Raw genomic sequence first — 18462 nt, forward strand, 5'->3', positions numbered from 1 at the left:
CTTCCTCTTCCATGTTGGCGTCGATCATCGAACCGACACCGGCATCGATGTTGTCGACCACGGAGGAGAGGAACTCCTGCTGGTTCTCGATCGACTTCTCCGACTGGCCCAGCTTGGTCGCGATGTCAGTGACCTGGCTTGCGAGGCCTTCGGTCGTTGCCAGGGCGGTTGCCAGGAAGTTGTCGGTGGTGTCACCTGCTGCCGCAGTTGCGCCAAAGCCAGTGACAGTGTCGCCACCGGTGGTCGTACCGGCGACTTCGACGATGGCCTTGAACGATGCGACGAGCTCCGCCATGTCGTGCGTCCCCACCTCGATCGAAGTGGTCGCGTAGGTGCCGCCGGCGCGGCTGATGCCGGTCACGGTGTTGCGCGCAACGCCCACCGTGGCGTCAGCGTTTGTCACAGCGGTCCCGATGGTGCCATCGACCGACGCAACCGCGTTGACCGAGCCGCCGGCGTCGTTGACGATGTTGTTGTAAGATCCCGCGCCCAGCATGTCGTCGCCGTTGAAGGTCGACTGGCTCAACGTGGTTTCCATCTGCTTCACGAGCTCGGAAAGGTCGTTCTCAACCTCGTCGTAGCCGCCGGTCGCGCCCTGCGCGAAGGCCACCTTGTCGAGGAATTCCTGTGCGAGGCCGTTGATGGTTTCTGCGCCAAGACGTGCGGTCGAGACCGAGTTCTTGGTCAGGGTGAGGCCTTCGTTGATCGACGCGTAGACCGAGCTGTCGCCCTTCATGGTCTCGGAGATCTGGAAATAAGCCGCGTTATCCTTGCCCGATTGTACCTGAAGACCGGTCGAGATGCGGCTCTGGGTGCCTTCGAGGTCCTTGTTGACCTGACGAAGGGTCGACAGCGCGTTCATGGCGCTGGCGTTGGTGTTGATGGAAGACACTTGGTTCTGCTCCGATTTCTATCGTTATCTTTCGTCTTTCTGACGAAAACGGACTTTGCCGTAGAACATGCGTAACACGCAAAATTGGAACAGTATAAGTTTTTGAACCGGTCGATTCAGATCGATTTGTCAAACCGTTGCGAGGGAGTCACAGATGCTTGTGCCGGGGCACCCTCTCGATCGTAGACACCGCGAAGGCTTTGACGATCCCGGATTCTTTCGATTTCCCGCGCCACGGCGCCTGTCGCCTCGGTCATGCGCTTCAACAATGCCAGGTCCGTCTGGATGAGATCGCGCAATTCATCAAGCTTGCGCTGCAGTTTCCGGCTTTGTGCATCGTCACCGCCGAAATATTTTTCGCCCGATCCAAATGCTGTCTCAATTTCGCCCAGAAGCTCTGCCTTTCGCGGATACAGTTCGTCGATACGGGCCAATTCGCCTTGCCCGATGGCGGCGATCTCGTCGCGCAGGACGCGGGCCAGACGGTCGATGAGCAGTCCGGCCTCGGCATGTGTCATCGCTGGCATCTCCCTCACTCCATTTTCCGTGTCTGGCTGTACGCCGAAAGCGACCGCTCCAGGCTGGCGGACAGCCCGGCACCACCTTGTTCGACGATCTCGCGGCTGAAGGCTTCCGCCAGGAAAAAGCGCCAGGTGTCCTCCGCCTGCCCGCCCCCGAAATCACCGATGTCCACCTGCTTGAGCATCTCGTCGACCATCTGCGTGAGAAACATGGTCTCGAATTCCTTCACCGCGCTGTGCGGGGCATCGGGCGCGGCGGCCCCCGGCTGAGCGACCTGCGCCCCCGTGACCTGAAGCGCCGCCATGTTGCTGCCGATGTCCATGCCGAGGCTCCTCAGATGATTTCCAGATCGGCGTGCAAGGCGCCGGCAGCCTTGATCGCCTGCAGGATCGAGATGGTCTGCGTCGCGCTCAGGCCGATGGCGTTGAGCGCATCAACCAGCCGCTGAAGGCTGACATCGGCGCCCTCGAGGATTGTAAAATGCGTTTCCTGCTCCTCGACCGCGACAGAGGTCCGGGGCACCACGACTGTTGTTCCGCCGATGGTGATCGGGTTCGGCTGGCTGACTTCCGGGTCCTCGCGCACCATCACCGTCAGGCCACCCTGGCTGACCGCCACCCTGTCGATGCGCACGTTGGCGCCGATCACGATGGTCCCGGTCTTGGCGTCGATCACGACCTTGGCGATGCTGTCGGGTTCCAGCCGCAGGTTCTCCACCTCCGAAAGCACGCCGGGCACATCCCCCTTCCCGGCTCCGTGCAGCGCAAGCTCCACCGTCCCGGAATCCAGCACCTGCGAAGAGTTCCCCCCGAGACGGTTGTTGATCGCATCCGACATGCGCACTGCCGTGGTGAAGTCCGGGTTGCGCAGGGCGATACGCACGGAGTCCAGAGCGGAAAGCTGGAAATCCACCTCGTTCTCGACGGTTGCGCCATTCTCGATCCGGGCAACGGTGGGCACGCCCTCGGTGATCGACGCGGCAACCCCGGTGGCCGAAAACCCCGCGACAGCGATCGGGCCCTGCGCCACCGCGTAAACTTCGCCGTCGGCCCCGGTCAGGGGCGTCACGATCAGCGTGCCACCGCGCAGCGATGTCGCATCCCCGAGCGACGAAACCACGACGTCAACGGGCGATCCCAGTCGCGCAAAGGGCGGCAACATGGCAGTCACCATCACGGCGGCGGTGTTGGTCGTCTTGATGCGGTCGTCTGACAGGTTGCCGACCCCCAACCGTTCCAGCATTGCCTCGATGCTCTTCTCGGTGAACGGCGAGTTGCGCAGGCTGTCCCCCGTGCCGTTCAGCCCGACGACAAGCCCGTAGCCCACGAGCTGGTTCTCGCGCACACCTTCAAAGGTGGCGATGTCCTTGATCCGCACGTCCGCGACGGACGGCACGGCAAGGCAAAGAGCCCAGATGAAGGCGGCAATACTGGCTGCAATCCGCATGAAGCTTCCGCGTCGAAGGGTTTCCATTGCTCAAGATTAAACATGGATGGCCCCTTTTCAGCAATGATTAAATCAAGGATAGATAAACTATTCTTGTCTTATACTTGACCATCGGGCCAGACCGCATCATGATCGGCGCACTCAGTCATGGATAACAAGATCCAACGACCTATCGGGAGTGCGTGGTGCATATCTATCTTTACGAGCCGCGATCCAACGCCTTTCACGGCCTCCTGTCGAAGTTGGACGAGGCGGAGTGGGAACCCGTGCCGGTCGATGACGATCTCTTTGATCGCGACCTGGATCTTCTCGGCCGTGATGGCTACGCCGCGCGGCCCGTTGTGCTGGCCGAACACCCCAAGCTGGTGGAGCGCATCGCGCGACTGCGGCGCTCCGGGTGCCGCAATCCGATCCTTGTGCTGCGCCTGGTCCGCAATCCGCAAGCTGCGATGCAAACACTCGATGCGGGCGCCGACGACGACATCGTCGGACCGCTGACAGGGCTTGAACTGCGCAGCCGGGTCAATGCGATCACCCGCCGGTTTCATGGCCACGCTGCCAGCTGCCTGCGCATCGGCGATCTTACCGCGTATTTCGACGGGCGCGATCCGGACGTGGCGGGCAAACCGATGAAGCTGTCGCAGCGCGAACTTGCGATCTTCCAACAGCTTGCGCTCTCGGCACCCCGGGTGGTATCGAAATCGGTGATCTACGACGCTGTCTACGGCATGGCTCAGGATCAGCCGTTCGACAAGGTGATCGATGTCTATATCTGCCGCATCCGCAAGAAGATCGAAAGCATGTCCCCCACCGGAGACCCGCACATCCGCACGATCCGTGGTCGTGGCTACAAGCTGACACCCAGGACGGCACCCGAACTGGACGCCGTGCGCACGGACCGTCCGCGCCTGCCGAACACCTCCGGATCACCTCATGAAGTTCAGAAAGCTCAACTGTGAAAGCCGCGCCGTCACGGCGTAGCTCGCCTGAAGCTGAGTTTCGAGCGCGGTGATCTCGGTCGCCGCCTCGTAGCTGTCCACTTCCACCAGCTCGGCCACGCGCCCCTTGTAAAGGTTCGCACGATCTTCCATCCGCGTATTGGCCTCGTCGATCCGCGCCGATGCCGTGTCGAGCTGGACCTGGCTGTCCAGCAAACCTTCTAGACCGCTGCTCAACCGTGCCGCTGCCGTGTCGACCCAGGTTGCGTATGCCTCTGCATCACCGATCTCCGACACGTCGGTCGTGGCCAGCATCACCAATCCCTGCAAGGCCTGCCGGAACGCGCCATCGTTCGCCTGAACCCCGTAGTTGACCGTGATCCCGTCGCCGATCCCCGCAGACATGGGGTCTGCCGCCGTGGCACCGGTAAAGAACAGTGCATCGAAAGTCTCATCCGGGTTCGCGGCGGTATTGGAAAAGATCGCGTCAAGCTCCGCGATACGTGCGGTGGCGTCGGATACGGACCCGAGCCCGCCCGCCATCACCCCGTCGATCACCACACGGGGCGACAGCCCGGTCTCCGCCCGGGGCGTGTCGTAATCCTGCAACGCGCGGGCTCCGTCCGAGGGGCCCGCGAAAAGCGGGGTGCCACCGTAATTCGCGTTGGCCATGGACATCAGCGCATCAAGCGACGCCCGGGCCGAGGTCTGGAGACCGCTGGCCGTACCACCGTTGAACCCGCTGTTGGTCACCGCCAGTTGCAGGGTGGACTGCACGGCCTCGCCCATGGAGCCGAGCGCGCTGCTCATGGTGTCGAGCCGCCCGCCAAGCAGCTTGTTCGCCGCGATTTGCGCCGTATCACGTGACAGGGCAGCATCGAGGCTCAGCGCTTCGGCCGCCGTCGGTCCCAGCGATTTGTAGATGTCGCTCTTGATGCCGGTGGCCAACTCCTGTTCGGCGCGCGACAACTGCGCCTGCATCTCCGCATTGGCATTTCGACGCAACAGGTTGCTGTACAGCGTCGACGGGGCGCGGGTGAAACCGATCATGCTGGGCTCCCGGGTCACACGGCTGCCAGCAGGGTGTCGATCATCTCGGAGACGGTCGAAAGGGCCTGCGCGTTGGCGCCATAGGATTGCTGGATCATGGCGAGCTGCTGAAGCTCGTCATCGACATTGACGCCCATGAAGGACATGCGCGACGTCTGCGTGGCGATGGCACCGGCGGCCAGGCGTTCGGCGGAGGTCTCGGCCGAGGCGCGGGTGCTGTTCTGGCTGGCAATCAGCGATGACATGAAGCGCGACAGGGGCACGTCGCTGCCAAGACCGCGCGCCTCGTCGAACGACAGGCTGCCATTGAGCGCATCGGCAAAATCCATGACCTGACCGTTGGCTCCCGCCGCGCCCGGCACCACCGCACCGACCCCGTCACGGATCCGCCAGAGCGCGCCCCCGGCTTCGGGCACCACGGCCTCGTTCACCGCGATCCGGCGGGCCAACCCCGGCGCGACCGGATCAGTCAGCGCGGCTCCTGCGTCCGTGAAAAGACCCGCCTCACCGGGCAGAAGACTGGCATCCGCCGCCTCCATTCCGGAGATCAGCGCGCGGGCGGTTTCGTCGAGCTGCGCCTGCATCTCCGGCAGAACCGTCGTGTAAAGCGCCACCTTGCCGGAAATGGAGCCTTCGGAAATGCCCCGCTTGCCGGAAACGCCCGGTGTGATGTCGACGCTCCCGGCCAACAGCGTTCCGCTTTCGGCGTCGAATCGTAACGTCTCCGGCCTGCCGCCGGTCAGCAACGCGGTGCCGCCCGAGGTAAAGACCTCCATCCGGCCGTAACCATCCGTGCGCGTCGTGACGTCCATGTATTCCGCAAGCGCGTCAAGCTCGGCGCCAAGCGCGTCGCGAACCGAAAGCGACGCCTCGCCATTCCCGTCGGAGGACGCCAGCCGCTCGCTGAGCGCCGCGATCCGCCCAAGCCGGTCGTTCACCGCCGCAACATCGGAGACGATGCCCTCTTCAGCGCGCCCCATCGCCGCATCGAGGGCACCCCCCGCCCGGTTGAGCGCCTGCGCCAGTTCCTGCGCATCCGCGACCGTGGCCCGCTGCAGCCCGGTGTCTGCTGGCGAGACAGACAAAAGGCCAAGCGCGTTCTGGAAATCTGTCAGCCGCGTCAGCATGGTATCGGTGCTTTCAGTGTCACCGAGCAGCGCGGTATACCCTGCCAGCCCCGTGGCGATGGCATCCTGCGTTGCGGTCCGGCTGACCTCGGTGCGGTAGAGGCCGTCCAGCGCACTGTCGACGGCGCGGGTGATCTCGCTGATCTGGGCCGCGCCCTGCGCGTTGGTGGTAATCTGCGTTTCGCGCCTAGCATAGCTGGCGTTGTTCGCGTTCGCGATATTCGTCGATACGGTATCGGCCCAGCGGGAACTGGTGCTCATGCCGCTGCGCGCCGCGTTGAGAGCGGAAATCAGGCTCATGGTGTGTTCCTATCCGTCGGCGGCGCCGATCAACGCTTCAGGTTCACCGTCTCGTTCAGCATCTCGTCCGCCGTGGTGATGATCTTGGCATTCGAGGAATAGGCGCGCTGGCGCTGGATCAGGTCGGTCAGCTCTTCGGCGATATCGACATTGGCAGACTCCACGCCCCCCGAGCTCAACGATCCGGTTTCGCCGGTCCCGGCCTGCCCGAGATAAAAGCCGCCGGAATCGTTCGACATATGGAAGGTCGAGTTGTTGCTGGTCTCCAGCCCGTTGGGGTTTGCAAAAGTGGCCAAGGGGATCGAGTACAGCGCCTTGCGCGTGCCATTGTCGAACACGCCCCAGACGTCCCCGAATTCGTCGAACTCCACGCGGGTAAGGGTGCCGCTTTCGCTGCCGTTCGGCTTCACGGTCATCGGCGTGTAATCACCGGCAAACTGCGTCAGGCCATCGAAGCTGCCCGGCGCACCCAGCGACATGGTGACGACCTGCGGCGTGTCCGCATTGTTGATGGTCAGCATCATCTCACCGGTCGCAGGGTCAAAGGCAAACCCGGCGGGCGCGGTCGCGGTCACCGTGACATCGTCAAAGGACGCAGGGGAGCCGGCATCCGGACCACTGTCATTGAAGGTCATCGTGACGCTGCCGTATTCCGTCGTCCCGTCCGAAATCGTCACCACCCACGCGTCATCGTCTCCGGTGGGCTGGAAGGACAGGGTCAGACGCTCGGCCTCGCCCAGGTCGTTGTAGTATTCTGCCGAGGTCACGAAGGCTTCGCCCGGCGTATCGAGACCGGTTTCCTGTGACGGCAGGTTGCCCGACAGCGATGCCGACGTCGTCGCCGTGCCGCTGATCGTCTGGTTGGCGATGTTCACTGGCTCGAGGTCGCCAAAGCTGGCACGGTCCACAGCCCCGAGGGTGCCATCGCCTCCGTAGGGAAAGCCCATCAGATAAAGCCCGGCGGCGTTCACCAGGTTGCCGTTGTCGTCAGGTTCGAAGCTGCCCACGCGGGTGAACATGTTCCCGGCGGTATAGGAGGCGTCGATATTCGAGTTCACCACGAAGAAGCCGCTGCCGGTGATCGCCATGTTGGATCCCACGGCGGTGTCCATGAAGCTGCCTTCGGCGGTGTTGGAATGGGTCACCGCGGTCGCAACGCCCGTGGCGAAGCTGCCCGAGGCCGAGGTCGAGCCGGAGGTGATCATCTGCGAAAAGCTGCGGCGATACCCCACCGTGTCGGCGTTCGCGATGTTGTAGGAGATGTTTTCGACCGCCTTGGAGTTGGCAAGCAGGCCGCTGACCCCGGATGCCATCGCGTTGGAAATACTCATATCCGCCTCGTCTTTTTCTGTCGGTGATGACCCACCGTTCGTTAACCAAGTAACAGAACTCGGTTACACCACGGTTAAAGATTTGTTTACTTGGCAATTTTTGCGGGAATCTTGCCTGGTCAGACCGCTGTGCGGCGCATCAATTGAGCTGTTCTCGCCCCGGCAAGGTTTCGAGCACCTCGCCCGCACTCTCGATCCGGGCGCGTGCCGTGTCCTGCCGCAGCGGCAAAAGCTCGGGCGCGGCATGGGTCAGGCTGCGCGAAATATCGGCCCAGGCGGGCAACTCCGTCAACGCGGGAAAGGTTCGCGCGATCTCTGCGGTGCGGACCATGTCCCCGCTGCGGTGGGCTGCGAGAAGATAGCGGATGCTGTCCGGCAGCGGCATCCCCCCACCCAGCCGGTCGTGCAGCCGACCATAGGCCGCCATCGCCTCCGGCCACTCCGCTGCGTCGAACCGGGCCTGCGCACGCAGCCTCAGCACCTGATCTGGGGCGTCCTCGGCAGTGCCGGTCAAAAGTTCGCTGCTGCGCCCCGTTTCCTGCAGGAGACGCACGGAAACGCGCTCGAGACGGCGGCGCAAGTCGGGATCGTCCAGGTCCAACGGCTGCGCCAGCAAGGCGCCGAGCGTTTCCCACTGTCCGCCCGCCGCCAGCGCCTCCGCCTCCTTGACCTTCAATCGCTGCAGCGCACCCTCGGGAATGTCGACAATCCCGAGGTCCTGCCCAGCGACGAGGTAATCATGGATGGTCGCGTATTCCCGCGCCGCGATGGTCGTGCCGCCCGCTGCCAGAAACGTATCCGCCAGCAAAGTCGCGGCCTCCGAGAAATTCAGCGTGAACCGAAACAGCGGCGCGATGCGCTCATGCGCGGCCATGTAGCGCGTCAGGGATATGTCGCGGGCAGCCCCTCGTCGATACAGGGCATCAATCAGAGTCCGTGCTTTCTGCTGCGCGTCGCTGGCCTGCGTCGTGCCGGGATGGCGCACCATGAGCTGGCCGTAGGTCTCGATCGCGCCGACCTGATCCTCCGCAATCATCTGCAGCGAGGCCAGCGCGTGCAGCGTTTCTGCCGCCTCCGGGCCACCGCGCCACATCTGCGCCTCCTGCGACAGCAATCGTACCGCCTCATCCGGCCCAAGAACGTCCTCACCCAACCCAAGATCGACCAATGCCCGCCGCGCGCGATGCGCCCAGAGGTCGTCGCCCGACTGCGCCCGCACGAAACTGTCGAACGCGGCCAGCGGGGCCTCCCCCTCCCTTGCAACTTCTCCCAGCAGGAAATGGTAGGCCGGGCTACCCCGGAGCGAAGGATACGCATCGAAGGCCGCGGCAATATCCTTGGCCAAGCGCCACCGTTCCGACCGAATTGCGCATTCGAGCAGACCGGGCAGCACCCGTTCCTGCACGGAGGACGAGAACCGCGCGAAACGACCGACAGCTGCATCCAGCAAAACGGCAGCCTCGGAACAACGCCCCTCTCCGATGTGATGCAACGCCAGAAACAAGGGCTGGTCGGCCCAGTCGCGATGCACCGGGTCCAGAAGCGCCTTGGCCCGCCCTGTCAGGGGGCGCTCACGCAGGTCTATCAGGCCGAGCGCAAGCTCGAAGGCGGCTGCCCGCAGCCGATGCGCCAGCGGCAGCTCCGCACCGTCGACAGAGGCGAGCAGCGACAGACCTTCGGGCGCCATGGCATGCGCAAAGTGGAATTCAGCGAGATCCGTGAGCGCCCGGGCGCGCGCCGTCGCATCCTCTTCCGCACCTTGCAGCCGACGCATCAGCTCGCGGCGTTCCTCCAGGAAGGGGCGCATTTCGCGGCGGCTCAGGTACAGGGGCGCCGGGTCGATGACCCGCATGGAGCCGAGCGCTGGCGCTTCAAACGTCGTGACCGACGCGCCTGCGTCCCGCTCCGCCAGCACCGGAACGGCGCAGAGGATAAACCCGGCAGTCGCCAAGGCTTGTCCGAGGAAAGCGCAAGGATAGGTCACTTTCTTTTGCTCGCCTCTTCCTGATAATACTTGCTTTATCCTAGCAAAGCCCGCATTCTTCGCAAGAAAAGAATGTACAGATAAGCTTAGATTGGAGGTTCACATGGATAATTCGACATATGTCGCACTGTCCAAGCTCTCCGCGCTTGAGCGACAGCTCGATGTGACCTCCAACAACATCGCCAATGCCAGCTCCAGCGGCTTCAAGGCAGAGCGGGTCCTGTTTGAAAGCTACCTGGAGAAGAGCAATGCCGCAGTGGGCGGCGAAGGCACACACTACGTGCTCGACCGAGGCTCCTATGTGGATGACACCCCCGGTGTCGTCGTGCAGACCGGCAATCCGCTCGATCTTGCGCTGACAGGCGAAGGCTGGTTCGCCTACGAGATGCCCGATGGTCGCACCGGGTACGGTCGCGACGGTCAACTTGTGCTGAACGCGCAGGGCCAGGTCACGACGGCGAACGGCGCGCAGATCCTCGACCTTGGAGGTGCGGCGCTCAACATCCCTCCGCAGTTTGCGAACGCTCTGACGATTTCCGATGACGGCGTGATCTCGTCGCCGGACGGCGGCGTAATGGGCCAGGTCGGCATTTTCGAGCTTCCCGACCGCCAGACACTCAGCCGCGCCGGAGGCGGCATGTTCGTCCCGCAGGCCGAGGACGCAGGACTGGTGCCGGACGACACCGGGTCGACTGTCATCCAAGGCGCCGTGGAAAGCAGCAACGTCCAGCCGGTGACCGAAGTCACGCGACTGATCCAGATCCAGCAGGCCTACCAGCATTCGCTGAACCTGATGGCCTCCGACGACGAACTGAAAAAGGAAATGCTGAGCCGCATCGGACGGAACAGCTAAGCGAGGGACGCAGATGAAGGCACTGGGCATCGCCGCAACCGGCATGATGGCGCAACAGACGAATGTTGACGTGATCTCGAACAACATCGCCAATGCGAACACCACCGGGTTCAAGAGCGCGCGCGCCTCTTTCACCGATCTGATCTACGAGAACCAGTCGCGCGAAGGCGCGGTCACCGCCGAAGAGGGCACCACGCGCCCGGTCGGGCTGGACATCGGTCTGGGCGTGCGGTCGGTGGGCACCCTGCGCCTGAACACGCAAGGCGGGCTGACGCAGACGGAAAACCAACTCGATCTAGCCATCGACGGGCGTGGCTATTTCGCCGTCAACATGCCGGACGGAAACCAGGCTTATACGCGCGACGGCTCCTTCAGGCTCTCTGCCGAGGGGCAGATCGTCAACCATCAGGGTTTCGAGATCGACCCCGGCGTCGTGCTGCCGGACAACACCACCTCCATCGAAATCAGCGAAACCGGCATCGTCAGCGCCTACGTCGATGGCGATCCGATCCCGGTGGAAGTCGGCCAGCTCACCCTGACCACCTTTGTCAACGACGCCGGGATGCGACCGCTGGGCAACAACCTGTTGGAGGCGACCGTGGCCTCCGGCGATGCGATCCCCGCCCTGCCCGGAGACGAAGGCGTCGGCATTCTGCGCCAGGGCTATCTGGAGGCATCCAACGTGGACATCATCCGCCAGATCACCGACCTGATCCAGGCGCAGCGGGCCTACGAAATGAACTCCAAGGCCATCTCAACCGCCGACCAGATGATGTCCGCCGCAAACCAGATCAAGTAACCCCATGTTTCACCGCCTGATTCCCCTGCTCTGCGCCGTCCTCATGGCAGGTTCGCCTGCCCTGGCCGAAAGCACGTCCGTCCTGATCGAGGAACAGGTGCGGCAGCGCTGGGGCGACGAGTTGCCCGTGGAGGCCACCATCCACGTGCGCTTCAGCGCCGGGTCCGTGAAGGAGGCGGAACTGATTTCCGCCTTCTGGATCGACCCGGACAGCGGCAGCTTCCTTGCCAACGCGGTGACCGACACCGGCGTGACCCACCGGCTGCAGGGGTTGGCGCTGGCCAAGCTCAGCCTCCCGGTCCCCACGCGCCGCCTGATGCCCGGCGAAATCATCGGCGAGGCCGATTTCAGGATCACCGAGCTTCCGGTCGCCCGCGTCGGAGCCTTTACCCTGACAGACCCGGCATCGCTCGAAGGCAAGCAGGTGCGTCGCATGTTGGCGCAGGGCCGTCCGGTGATGCGCCAGTCGGTGATGGAACCGCTGGTGATCGGGCGCGGCGACAAGGTGAACATTCTCTATGACGACGGCAGGCTGGTGGTGACCGCGCCCGGTCGGGCGCTCTCTGATGCCCATCGCGGCCAGGATGTGCGCATCGTCAATCTCGTAAGCAACAATTCCCTGACCGCCGTGGCCCGCGCGGATGGTCTTGTAGAGGTGATCCGATGACGTCTCCCCGCGCCCTCCTGCTGACCGGAACCGCGCTGATCCTTCTCGCAGGCTGCAGCACGGCCGCCTTCGACCGCGAACCCGAACTCAGCCCCGTGGGCATCGATCCGGGCGAGCTGGCCGCCGCGCGCAACATCAACGTGCCGATGCCACCGCCGGAGATCGCGACCACCCCCTACCGTGCGGAACGCGCCTCGCTGTGGGAACGTGGCTCCTCCGGCTTCTTCGGCGATCAACGCGCCACCAAGGTCGGCGACATCCTGACGATCATCATCGACATCGACGACCAGGCCAGTCTGAACAACGAATCCGACCGCAACCGCACCGGCCGCAGCACGCTCGCCTTCCCGAATTTCTTTGGCTACGGCACCCAGATCGACAAGGTTCTACCCGGCGTCGGCCCCGAAGACCTGCCGGAGGGCAACCTTGTCGACATCACCTCCTCCACCGGGGCATCCGGGGATGGCTCGATTGCGCGCAACGAGGCGATCTCCCTGCGGATGGCGGCGCTGGTCGTGCAATCCCTGCCAAACGGGAACCTCATCGTGCTCGGCCGGCAGGAGGTCAAGGTGAACGAGGAACTGCGCGAGCTGAGGGTATCGGGCATCATCCGCCCGCAGGACATCGGCCGCGACAACTCCATTCCCTACGACAAGATGGCAGAGGCGCGCATCGGCTACGGCGGCCGTGGCGCGATCAGCCGCCAGCAGGCGCGCGGCTACGGCGAGGACGTGATGGACATCATCCTCCCGTACTAAGCCAAACTTTAACCATATTTGAATACAACTATTGCCTGAATTGGAATTCATAACCTTACTCGAACAGGAACATTCGGGAATCGGTCATGAAGAAAGCCCACATCGCCTTTGCAGCCCTGCCGGTCCTTTGCGGGGCCGCGGGCTTCGCAGGCGGGCAGTTCATGCTGTCCGGCAGCGCCGCTGACCACGCCACCCCGGCGCTGACCTCTGCGGCTGAAGAAACCTTTGAACATGGCGGGCGTAACGCGGCCGAGCAGGTGCTGGATTCCCTTGCCGAAACGGCAATGACCGCCCCAAGTGACGAGGATGGAAGCCACCGCCTCGACACACCCGGCCATGCCGAAAAAGCCGCGCATCGCCGGGCGGAGGAACACACCGCCAGCCTGTTGCGCAAGGACCCTCTGGGCGATGGCAGCGTCGTGCGGCTCGGCCGTGTAAGCGTTCCCGTCTATCACCCCGACAGCGTAACCTATGTTGTCTCGGAAGTCGGCGTCGCGATGCGCGACACGGCAACCGCGCAGGCCTTCAACGTCGCGGAGAATGCCTCGCGCCTGCGGGACGTGATCCTTGCCTCAATGCATGACGCTGCGGGCACATCGACCATGCAGGGCCCCGACATCGACACCGAGAAATTGACACGCGCCCTGGTGTCCGACCTTCAGGCCGATTTCGGTGACGGCGTCACCGACGTGATGTTCCTGTCGATGGTCAAGGCGAACGTGCCGCGCAGTTGAGGACTGCGGCGCGCGCTTACCAGACCTCTTCGATCAATCCGGCGCTGGTGGTCTTCCCATTCGCCAAGTGCAACGTGGCAAGACCGTTCTCATAGGTCATGCTGCGCACCGTCGATGCGGCATAGGTCTGACCGGGCACCACGTTCCCGGCCGCATCCTCGGCACGGATCTCCAGGGAATAGCGGCCCGAGGGCAGTGGCAGGCCCTCGTAATCCAATCCATCCCACGACAGCGAGTGAAGCGTGCCCGCGCTGCGGTCCAGGTCGTCGTAGCGGCGCAGCAGGGTGCCGTCCGCCGATTTGATGGAGACGGACACCGAGGCCGCGTCCGCCGCCAGCCTGTAGCCCGCGATCGCATGACCCTCCTGTAACGCCACCTCGTCGCTGGGCGCGACCACGTTTTTCCCGATCAGGTTCAGGCCGCCGATGGCCGACATGCTCGACAACTGGCCAGAGATGCCTTCGAGGTTGTCATTGACCGCAACGGACTGCTCGACCTGGCTCAACTGGGCAAGCTGCGAGATGAACGTGGTGCTGTCCATCGGCTCCAGCGGGTCCTGGTTCTGGATCTGCGCGGTCAGCAGCGTGATGAAGCTTTCGTAATCCTCGCTGAGCTGGCTCATGGAGCTGGAAGCGGTGGTACGAGCACCGGTCACGGAACCGGGGCCGAAGGGATCAATCGCCACGGCGGTCTCCTCTCGATTCAAACTTGGATGTCGACGCCGCCGAACCCCGGCAACGTGACAGTGATATGGTCCGGGTCGGCGTCCGCCCCGGTATCCGTGGTGGCAAACAGCCCGGCGGGCGTGGCGTGGCGGCCCGCCTGCCCCTGCGTATCGCCCTGCCCCGACTGACGGGCGCCAAAATCGGAGAAACTCAGGCCTCGATCATCGACCTGATGACCGGCGTCGCGCAGCATGGCCAGCAGACCGTCACGGTCCGCCCGCAGCGCCGTCAGCACCGACGCCTGCTCCGCCCGCACCGTCACCCGAAGCTGACCGCCATCATCGGCGGCAAGGTCAATCTCCAGCGTTCCCATGCCGTCCGGGTTCAGCTCCACCCGGATGCGGCCGGTCTCGCTCACGCTGGCGCGGACCTGGTTAAGGATCTGATCGGAACTCGGGGCTGGCATCTGGACGGGGCGCGCGGCCTCCGTCTGCATGACAGGGACCGGTTCTGGCGCCACGCTCAGGGAGGGCAGGATGTTGGCGGGCGATTGCACCGACGGTTGAGCCGCCTGCTGACCCTCCGCGCCCGAGGGCGTCTGCGCCATGGACGTCACCGGCGTCAGCACCCTGTCGGGAAATGTGCCACGTGTTTCCGGCGATGGTCGCTCCTGCGCGGCATCGCCCCCCTGCCGCTCAGAAGTGTCCGGCAAGTGCTGCACGGGAACCGGGCGTGCGGGCCCTGTCTCAACCTGCGCGAGCAGATGACCCGACAGGGCGCGAACACCGGGCGTGCTGATCTCTTCGGGAGCAGGCTGGGGCGCCGCGACATCGAAGATACGGCTCAGCACCGGCACGGCCTCTGCAAATGATCGCCAGGACACATCCTCCGGCTGCGGGGCACGCGCCAGATCCACCTCGACCGCCAAGGACAGCAGCTCGACGGCCCCCGGCATATCCAGAAGTGCCTGCACAAGATCCTCCAGCTTGGGTGTCAGGGCCGCTTCGATCTCCATATCCGTCATGTCGGGGTCGGCCAGCGCCACCTCGATCTCTTCGAGCAGCGAGAGATCCGGGGCCGCCTCCTCGATGGGACCGCTCTCTTCGCTGCGGAGAAAGGACAGGAAGGAAGCAAACGCCGCCTCCGCCCCTTTGGCGGCCGGGGCGACCTCACCGATCCGCGCCGAAGCGGGCTGCGCGCCAAAGATCGAAAGGAGGTTCACCATTTGAGGCCGCTTTCCTGACAAGCCGCGGTCGACCTGGACCCGGCGGCGCGACATCGCGATTGATCCAAGCAGACGATGGCGCGCAATATTTGCGCAGCCTCATCGTCAGCAGGCCTGACACACGCGAAATCACCTGTTCTCTCAAGAACAAGTAAACACAAATCACGCCGCCTCGGAAGGCTATTATGATTTACTGAAGGTTAAAGCGCGCGGCCAAGCCGCTGTGAACTGGCGCGGGCTCCCGCTCCGGCGCGCCAAGGACGGCCCGCATCACCGCCTCCATCCGGCTGGTCCACTCCGGCAACTGGAGCGGCTGGTCGGAGACCCCCAAAAGGTCCGCGCTGATGATCCGCGGGTCGGGCGCGGTGAAACCGGGATCGAGCCGCGCAAGATAGTGCGTCAGGGAGGGCTGCCAGAGAAAATCCTCACGCGCGAACAACGTCGGATCCATGATCTGTGCTCCGCTCGAACCAGCCCAATGCCGTTGCAGGCATCCCGCCAACCCGAGGTTGAAGGCCCCCGGATCAACCGGGTACCCCTGCGCGGCCAGCACGGCCACACGCCGCACCGCCGCATGCGCCAGAAGGTACAGCGCATCGGTTTCGCGCTCCATCGGGACGCAGGCGAGATTGATCATCAGTTGAAAGGTTTCGCCAACGGCCCCACCAAGAAGGAGAGACATGTCTGTCTCCCACTCCGGAAGGAACAGCACCATCGTGCCGTATGGCAGATCAAGCGGGAGTTCCTCCACCAGCACGTCACCCAGCGGCAAGGCAGGAGCAAGTTCGAGCTCGTCGGACATGGCAAGCGGATGGGGGCACCCCTTCCCGGCCAGAAGAGCAGCCGTCCGCACCGGCAGGATCTGGCCAAAAAGCGCCTCGAAATTGCGATGGCCACCATCTGACGGGAGGGCCACGCCGTCGCGCCAGATCAGGCCAAGTATCTCTCCGCTGCGCATTTGTGGCCGCCTCCCTTGTTTAGTGTCTGCTTGGGACCACAGTATTTAGTGGTAGGGAGCCGGTGAAGCCGCCAAGTGTTAAGAAAAGGTTAACACATCAGCGGGCTCGAAACTTACGGGCCAAACTGCCCGAAGCTACATTTTATGCGCAAGCTTATGGTTTCAATACACGAATCTAGACCGCCTCGGAAATTCAGACACCAGAACACGCCTCCACAACCTCGGAGTCTTCTTAACGTACTTTCAAAAAGGTGTGGATATAATGGTGGAGCAAACTGGGTATACACTACATGTGGTGGCACTGCACCACTTCGCGACATCTACTGGAATCAGTCTTGAACTTGCACAGGTTCTGCGTCTTGCGGGTATTGCACCGTCACGCTGATCCGGCGGTTCTCCGGAGCGTCCGGCGCCGCGGCATCCAGCGGCCTCGTGTCCGCCAGACCCGAGATCCGCGTGATACGGTCCGCCCTGACCCCACTGGCTATGAGCACACGGCGCGTCGCATTGGCACGATCGGCGGAAAGCTCCCAGTTCGAATATGTCTCCGACCGCGTGAACGGCATCGAATCGGTATGCCCTGAGATTGCAATATCGTTCGGCAATTCAACCACGGCTTCCGCGATGATGCGGATCAGGTCACGCGTGCGCGCCTCGATCCGCGCGCTGCCCGTTGCGAACATCGATTCGCCCCGATTATCGACGATCTGGATCTCCAGACCGTCCTCGGTCCGGTCGAACCGCAAGTTGTCCGAGAACCGCTCCAGCTCGGGGCTGGTCACGACCTCCTGCATGATCTGCTGTTCGAGGCGCGCCTGGTCTTCTGCCCACTTCTGCGCGGCCCGTTCAACCGCCGCTGCGACACGGGCCGCCTCCAGCGGATCGCTGCCCTCTTCGATCGTGGCGCTTTCATGACGTCCTTCGGGCCGCGTGTCGTATTCGACCTGGATATTGGGATGCGTGTCACGCAAACGACTGTCGAAGACTGCCAGGGGATTTTCCTGCCCGAAGCTCGGCAGCCGCTCCGGACTGGCCGGGCCATCATTCCCGCTCATCACGCCGTCTTCGGCCAGGACCGTGCCATCCAGCAAACCATCCCCGCGCCCGCCACTCTGCGACAGGCTGGGTGTGAAGTAATCAGCCAAGCCCCGCAGCTTTTCCTCGTCGGACGCGGCAAGAATCCACAAGAGCAGGAAGAAGGCCATCATGGCCGTCATGAAGTCGGCATAGGCCACCTTCCACGCGCCGCCATGGTGCCCTTCGCCGCCCTCTTCCTCGATCCGCTTTATGATGATGGTCTGTTCGTTGCTTCCCGCCATGGGTCAGCTTCACTCCTGAGGGACAGGCAAGGATCGCGTGTATCGGCCCAGCCCCGCTTCCTTGGCATGCGCCGCCTTTTTCTGCGAATAGCTGGGCGCGACCAGCGGGAAGTCCTCGGGCAGGCCGAAAGCCGCGCGGTACTCCGCCTCGGTCATGCCGTGTTCCGCCCCCAAGTGACGCTTGAGCATCTTGAAGCCGCGTCCGCAGCAGAGGCAGAACACCTTGTCTTCGGTATATGCACGGTCGAGCGGTACGGCCGGGCGCAATGCAGCACTGCTGGTCGCCGGCGCAACCGCCTCGACGAGCCCCTGCTCGGCCAGTTCGCAGGACAAACGGTGATATAGCGCAACGATGTCATCCGGGCTGACGTCTGACCGGGTCGCATAGGCCGCAACGATACGACCGACGGTGTCCTGCTTGTGATCCTCTGCACTCATGCTGATCTTACCCCTGGCTGCCATAATATCCTTGAGCGAAATACTCTGGATTCAAAGTGTACAATGAAAAAACCATTGAAAAGTTCCCTTATACTTAATCTTTTGGGCGAACTTTCAAGCCTATCCTTGTCTTTTCATGGATCTGGCCGCTTTCCGCTGGTCAGCGTAGGCGCGCGACACCATCGGATAGTCTTCGGGCAGGTTCCATTTGGCGCGATATTCCTCGGCGGTCATGCCGAGCGCCTCACGGAGGTGCCTTCTCAACAGCGGTCTCCGTTGCCCTGTCTCCAGGCAGCGCAGGCTGACGTGCGTATCATCGGGTGAAACCGCGCGTTCCCCGGTCGCGGGGTGTTGCCCCAAAACACGGTTCAGAACTTGGCGCAGGTTTATCCTCATGTCCCGGCTCTCTTCTTGTTGTTAAATGGCATTCGCAATGACATCTCGGTCACGGCACAA

The 18462-nt window shown here is 63.4% G+C and carries 20 protein-coding genes; 6 read left to right on the forward strand and 14 right to left on the reverse strand.

The annotated features are described in order from the left end of the window. The 4 genes from J4E08_RS12135 to J4E08_RS12150 all read right to left on the reverse strand — a co-directional run. On the reverse strand, positions 1 to 892 hold an 892-nt coding region (locus J4E08_RS12135), incomplete at its 3' end, for a flagellin N-terminal helical domain-containing protein (RefSeq protein WP_349538725.1). Between the two features lie 116 nt (positions 893 to 1008). Beyond that, positions 1009 to 1419 carry a hypothetical protein gene (locus J4E08_RS12140; protein ID WP_349538726.1) on the reverse strand — a complete coding sequence of 137 codons (411 nt, stop codon included), beginning with the start codon at positions 1417 to 1419 and terminating at the stop codon, positions 1009 to 1011. A 5-nt stretch (positions 1420 to 1424) separates the two neighbouring features. Further along, on the reverse strand, positions 1425 to 1736 hold the full coding sequence (locus J4E08_RS12145; protein ID WP_183967968.1) for a hypothetical protein: 312 nt from the start codon (positions 1734 to 1736) through the stop codon (positions 1425 to 1427). Between the two features lie 11 nt (positions 1737 to 1747). Then, positions 1748 to 2860, reverse strand: a complete 1113-nt coding sequence (locus J4E08_RS12150) for a flagellar basal body P-ring protein FlgI (RefSeq protein ID WP_349538727.1) — start codon at positions 2858 to 2860, stop codon at positions 1748 to 1750. 185 nt (positions 2861 to 3045) lie between these two features. Between J4E08_RS12150 and J4E08_RS12155 the strand changes: the two genes are divergently transcribed. Continuing rightward, positions 3046 to 3819 carry a winged helix-turn-helix domain-containing protein gene (locus J4E08_RS12155; RefSeq protein ID WP_349538728.1) on the forward strand — a complete coding sequence of 258 codons (774 nt, stop codon included), beginning with the start codon at positions 3046 to 3048 and terminating at the stop codon, positions 3817 to 3819. Here the strand turns inward: J4E08_RS12155 and J4E08_RS12160 are convergent. The 4 genes from J4E08_RS12160 to J4E08_RS12175 form a co-directional block, all read right to left on the reverse strand. Next, positions 3787 to 4848 carry a flagellin gene (locus J4E08_RS12160; protein ID WP_349538729.1) on the reverse strand — a complete coding sequence of 354 codons (1062 nt, stop codon included), beginning with the start codon at positions 4846 to 4848 and terminating at the stop codon, positions 3787 to 3789. The genes J4E08_RS12155 and J4E08_RS12160 overlap by 33 nt on opposite strands. Positions 4849 to 4862: 14 nt before the next feature. Beyond that, positions 4863 to 6275 carry a flagellar hook-associated protein FlgK gene (gene flgK / locus J4E08_RS12165; protein WP_349538730.1) on the reverse strand — a complete coding sequence of 471 codons (1413 nt, stop codon included), beginning with the start codon at positions 6273 to 6275 and terminating at the stop codon, positions 4863 to 4865. Between the two features lie 29 nt (positions 6276 to 6304). After that, entirely contained in the window at positions 6305 to 7606 is a 1302-nt protein-coding gene (locus tag J4E08_RS12170; protein ID WP_349538731.1) for a flagellar hook protein FlgE, read from the reverse strand. Positions 7607 to 7745: 139 nt separating this feature from the next. Further along, positions 7746 to 9590, reverse strand: a complete 1845-nt coding sequence (locus tag J4E08_RS12175) for a hypothetical protein (protein ID WP_349538732.1) — start codon at positions 9588 to 9590, stop codon at positions 7746 to 7748. A 103-nt stretch (positions 9591 to 9693) separates the two neighbouring features. Between J4E08_RS12175 and J4E08_RS12180 the strand changes: the two genes are divergently transcribed. The 5 genes from J4E08_RS12180 to J4E08_RS12200 all read left to right on the forward strand — a co-directional run bounded on the left by J4E08_RS12180 (position 9694) and on the right by J4E08_RS12200 (position 13401). After that, the gene (locus tag J4E08_RS12180; RefSeq protein WP_349538733.1) at positions 9694 to 10443 is read left to right on the forward strand and encodes a flagellar hook basal-body protein; all 750 of its coding nucleotides are present in this window, start codon (positions 9694 to 9696) and stop codon (positions 10441 to 10443) included. 13 nt (positions 10444 to 10456) lie between these two features. Further along, positions 10457 to 11242 (forward strand): flagellar basal-body rod protein FlgG, encoded by a 786-nt coding sequence (flgG, locus tag J4E08_RS12185; RefSeq protein ID WP_349538734.1) that lies wholly within the window; start codon positions 10457 to 10459, stop codon positions 11240 to 11242. 4 nt (positions 11243 to 11246) lie between these two features. After that, positions 11247 to 11909, forward strand: coding sequence for a flagellar basal body P-ring formation chaperone FlgA (gene flgA / locus J4E08_RS12190; RefSeq protein WP_349538735.1), 663 nt, complete (start codon positions 11247 to 11249; stop codon positions 11907 to 11909). Further along, the gene (gene flgH / locus J4E08_RS12195) at positions 11906 to 12667 is read left to right on the forward strand and encodes a flagellar basal body L-ring protein FlgH (protein ID WP_349538736.1); all 762 of its coding nucleotides are present in this window, start codon (positions 11906 to 11908) and stop codon (positions 12665 to 12667) included. Before flgA ends, flgH begins: the two co-directional genes overlap by 4 nt. An 86-nt stretch (positions 12668 to 12753) precedes the next feature. Further along, entirely contained in the window at positions 12754 to 13401 is a 648-nt protein-coding gene (locus tag J4E08_RS12200) for a hypothetical protein (protein ID WP_349538737.1), read from the forward strand. A gap of 16 nt (positions 13402 to 13417) precedes the next feature. Here J4E08_RS12200 and J4E08_RS12205 read toward each other — a convergent pair whose 3' ends face one another. The 6 genes from J4E08_RS12205 to J4E08_RS12230 all read right to left on the reverse strand — a co-directional run bounded on the left by J4E08_RS12205 (position 13418) and on the right by J4E08_RS12230 (position 18402). Further along, on the reverse strand, positions 13418 to 14086 hold the full coding sequence (locus tag J4E08_RS12205) for a flagellar hook assembly protein FlgD (protein WP_349538738.1): 669 nt from the start codon (positions 14084 to 14086) through the stop codon (positions 13418 to 13420). A 17-nt stretch (positions 14087 to 14103) separates the two neighbouring features. Beyond that, entirely contained in the window at positions 14104 to 15291 is a 1188-nt protein-coding gene (locus J4E08_RS12210; RefSeq protein ID WP_349538739.1) for a flagellar hook-length control protein FliK, read from the reverse strand. 190 nt (positions 15292 to 15481) lie between these two features. Next, on the reverse strand, positions 15482 to 16249 hold the full coding sequence (locus J4E08_RS12215) for a hypothetical protein (protein ID WP_349538740.1): 768 nt from the start codon (positions 16247 to 16249) through the stop codon (positions 15482 to 15484). Positions 16250 to 16578: 329 nt separating this feature from the next. Beyond that, entirely contained in the window at positions 16579 to 17568 is a 990-nt protein-coding gene (locus J4E08_RS12220; protein ID WP_349538741.1) for a flagellar motor protein MotB, read from the reverse strand. Between the two features lie 9 nt (positions 17569 to 17577). Continuing rightward, on the reverse strand, positions 17578 to 18006 hold the full coding sequence (locus tag J4E08_RS12225) for a Ros/MucR family transcriptional regulator (protein WP_349538742.1): 429 nt from the start codon (positions 18004 to 18006) through the stop codon (positions 17578 to 17580). 120 nt (positions 18007 to 18126) lie between these two features. After that, on the reverse strand, positions 18127 to 18402 hold the full coding sequence (locus J4E08_RS12230; protein WP_349538743.1) for a MucR family transcriptional regulator: 276 nt from the start codon (positions 18400 to 18402) through the stop codon (positions 18127 to 18129). Positions 18403 to 18462 lie beyond the last annotated feature (60 nt).

Source organism: Sagittula sp. NFXS13 (assembly GCF_040148795.1).
In the GTDB taxonomy this organism is placed as follows: Bacteria; Pseudomonadota; Alphaproteobacteria; order Rhodobacterales; family Rhodobacteraceae; genus Sagittula; species Sagittula marina.

Excerpts from the sequence above, each read along its gene's own strand:
- J4E08_RS12140 (WP_349538726.1), bottom strand. The coding sequence starts at position 1,419 with ATGCCAGCGATGACACATGCCGAGGCCGGACTGCTCATCGACCGTCTG.
- J4E08_RS12145 (WP_183967968.1), bottom strand. The coding sequence starts at position 1,736 with ATGGACATCGGCAGCAACATGGCGGCGCTTCAGGTCACGGGGGCGCAG.
- J4E08_RS12150 (WP_349538727.1), bottom strand. The coding sequence starts at position 2,860 with ATGCGGATTGCAGCCAGTATTGCCGCCTTCATCTGGGCTCTTTGCCTT.
- J4E08_RS12160 (WP_349538729.1), bottom strand. The coding sequence starts at position 4,848 with ATGATCGGTTTCACCCGCGCCCCGTCGACGCTGTACAGCAACCTGTTG.
- flgK (WP_349538730.1), bottom strand. The coding sequence starts at position 6,275 with ATGAGCCTGATTTCCGCTCTCAACGCGGCGCGCAGCGGCATGAGCACC.
- J4E08_RS12170 (WP_349538731.1), bottom strand. The coding sequence starts at position 7,606 with ATGAGTATTTCCAACGCGATGGCATCCGGGGTCAGCGGCCTGCTTGCC.
- J4E08_RS12180 (WP_349538733.1), top strand. The coding sequence starts at position 9,694 with ATGGATAATTCGACATATGTCGCACTGTCCAAGCTCTCCGCGCTTGAG.
- flgG (WP_349538734.1), top strand. The coding sequence starts at position 10,457 with ATGAAGGCACTGGGCATCGCCGCAACCGGCATGATGGCGCAACAGACG.
- flgA (WP_349538735.1), top strand. The coding sequence starts at position 11,247 with ATGTTTCACCGCCTGATTCCCCTGCTCTGCGCCGTCCTCATGGCAGGT.
- flgH (WP_349538736.1), top strand. The coding sequence starts at position 11,906 with ATGACGTCTCCCCGCGCCCTCCTGCTGACCGGAACCGCGCTGATCCTT.
- J4E08_RS12200 (WP_349538737.1), top strand. The coding sequence starts at position 12,754 with ATGAAGAAAGCCCACATCGCCTTTGCAGCCCTGCCGGTCCTTTGCGGG.
- J4E08_RS12210 (WP_349538739.1), bottom strand. The coding sequence starts at position 15,291 with ATGGTGAACCTCCTTTCGATCTTTGGCGCGCAGCCCGCTTCGGCGCGG.
- J4E08_RS12215 (WP_349538740.1), bottom strand. The coding sequence starts at position 16,249 with ATGCGCAGCGGAGAGATACTTGGCCTGATCTGGCGCGACGGCGTGGCC.
- J4E08_RS12220 (WP_349538741.1), bottom strand. The coding sequence starts at position 17,568 with ATGGCGGGAAGCAACGAACAGACCATCATCATAAAGCGGATCGAGGAA.
- J4E08_RS12225 (WP_349538742.1), bottom strand. The coding sequence starts at position 18,006 with ATGAGTGCAGAGGATCACAAGCAGGACACCGTCGGTCGTATCGTTGCG.
- J4E08_RS12230 (WP_349538743.1), bottom strand. The coding sequence starts at position 18,402 with ATGAGGATAAACCTGCGCCAAGTTCTGAACCGTGTTTTGGGGCAACAC.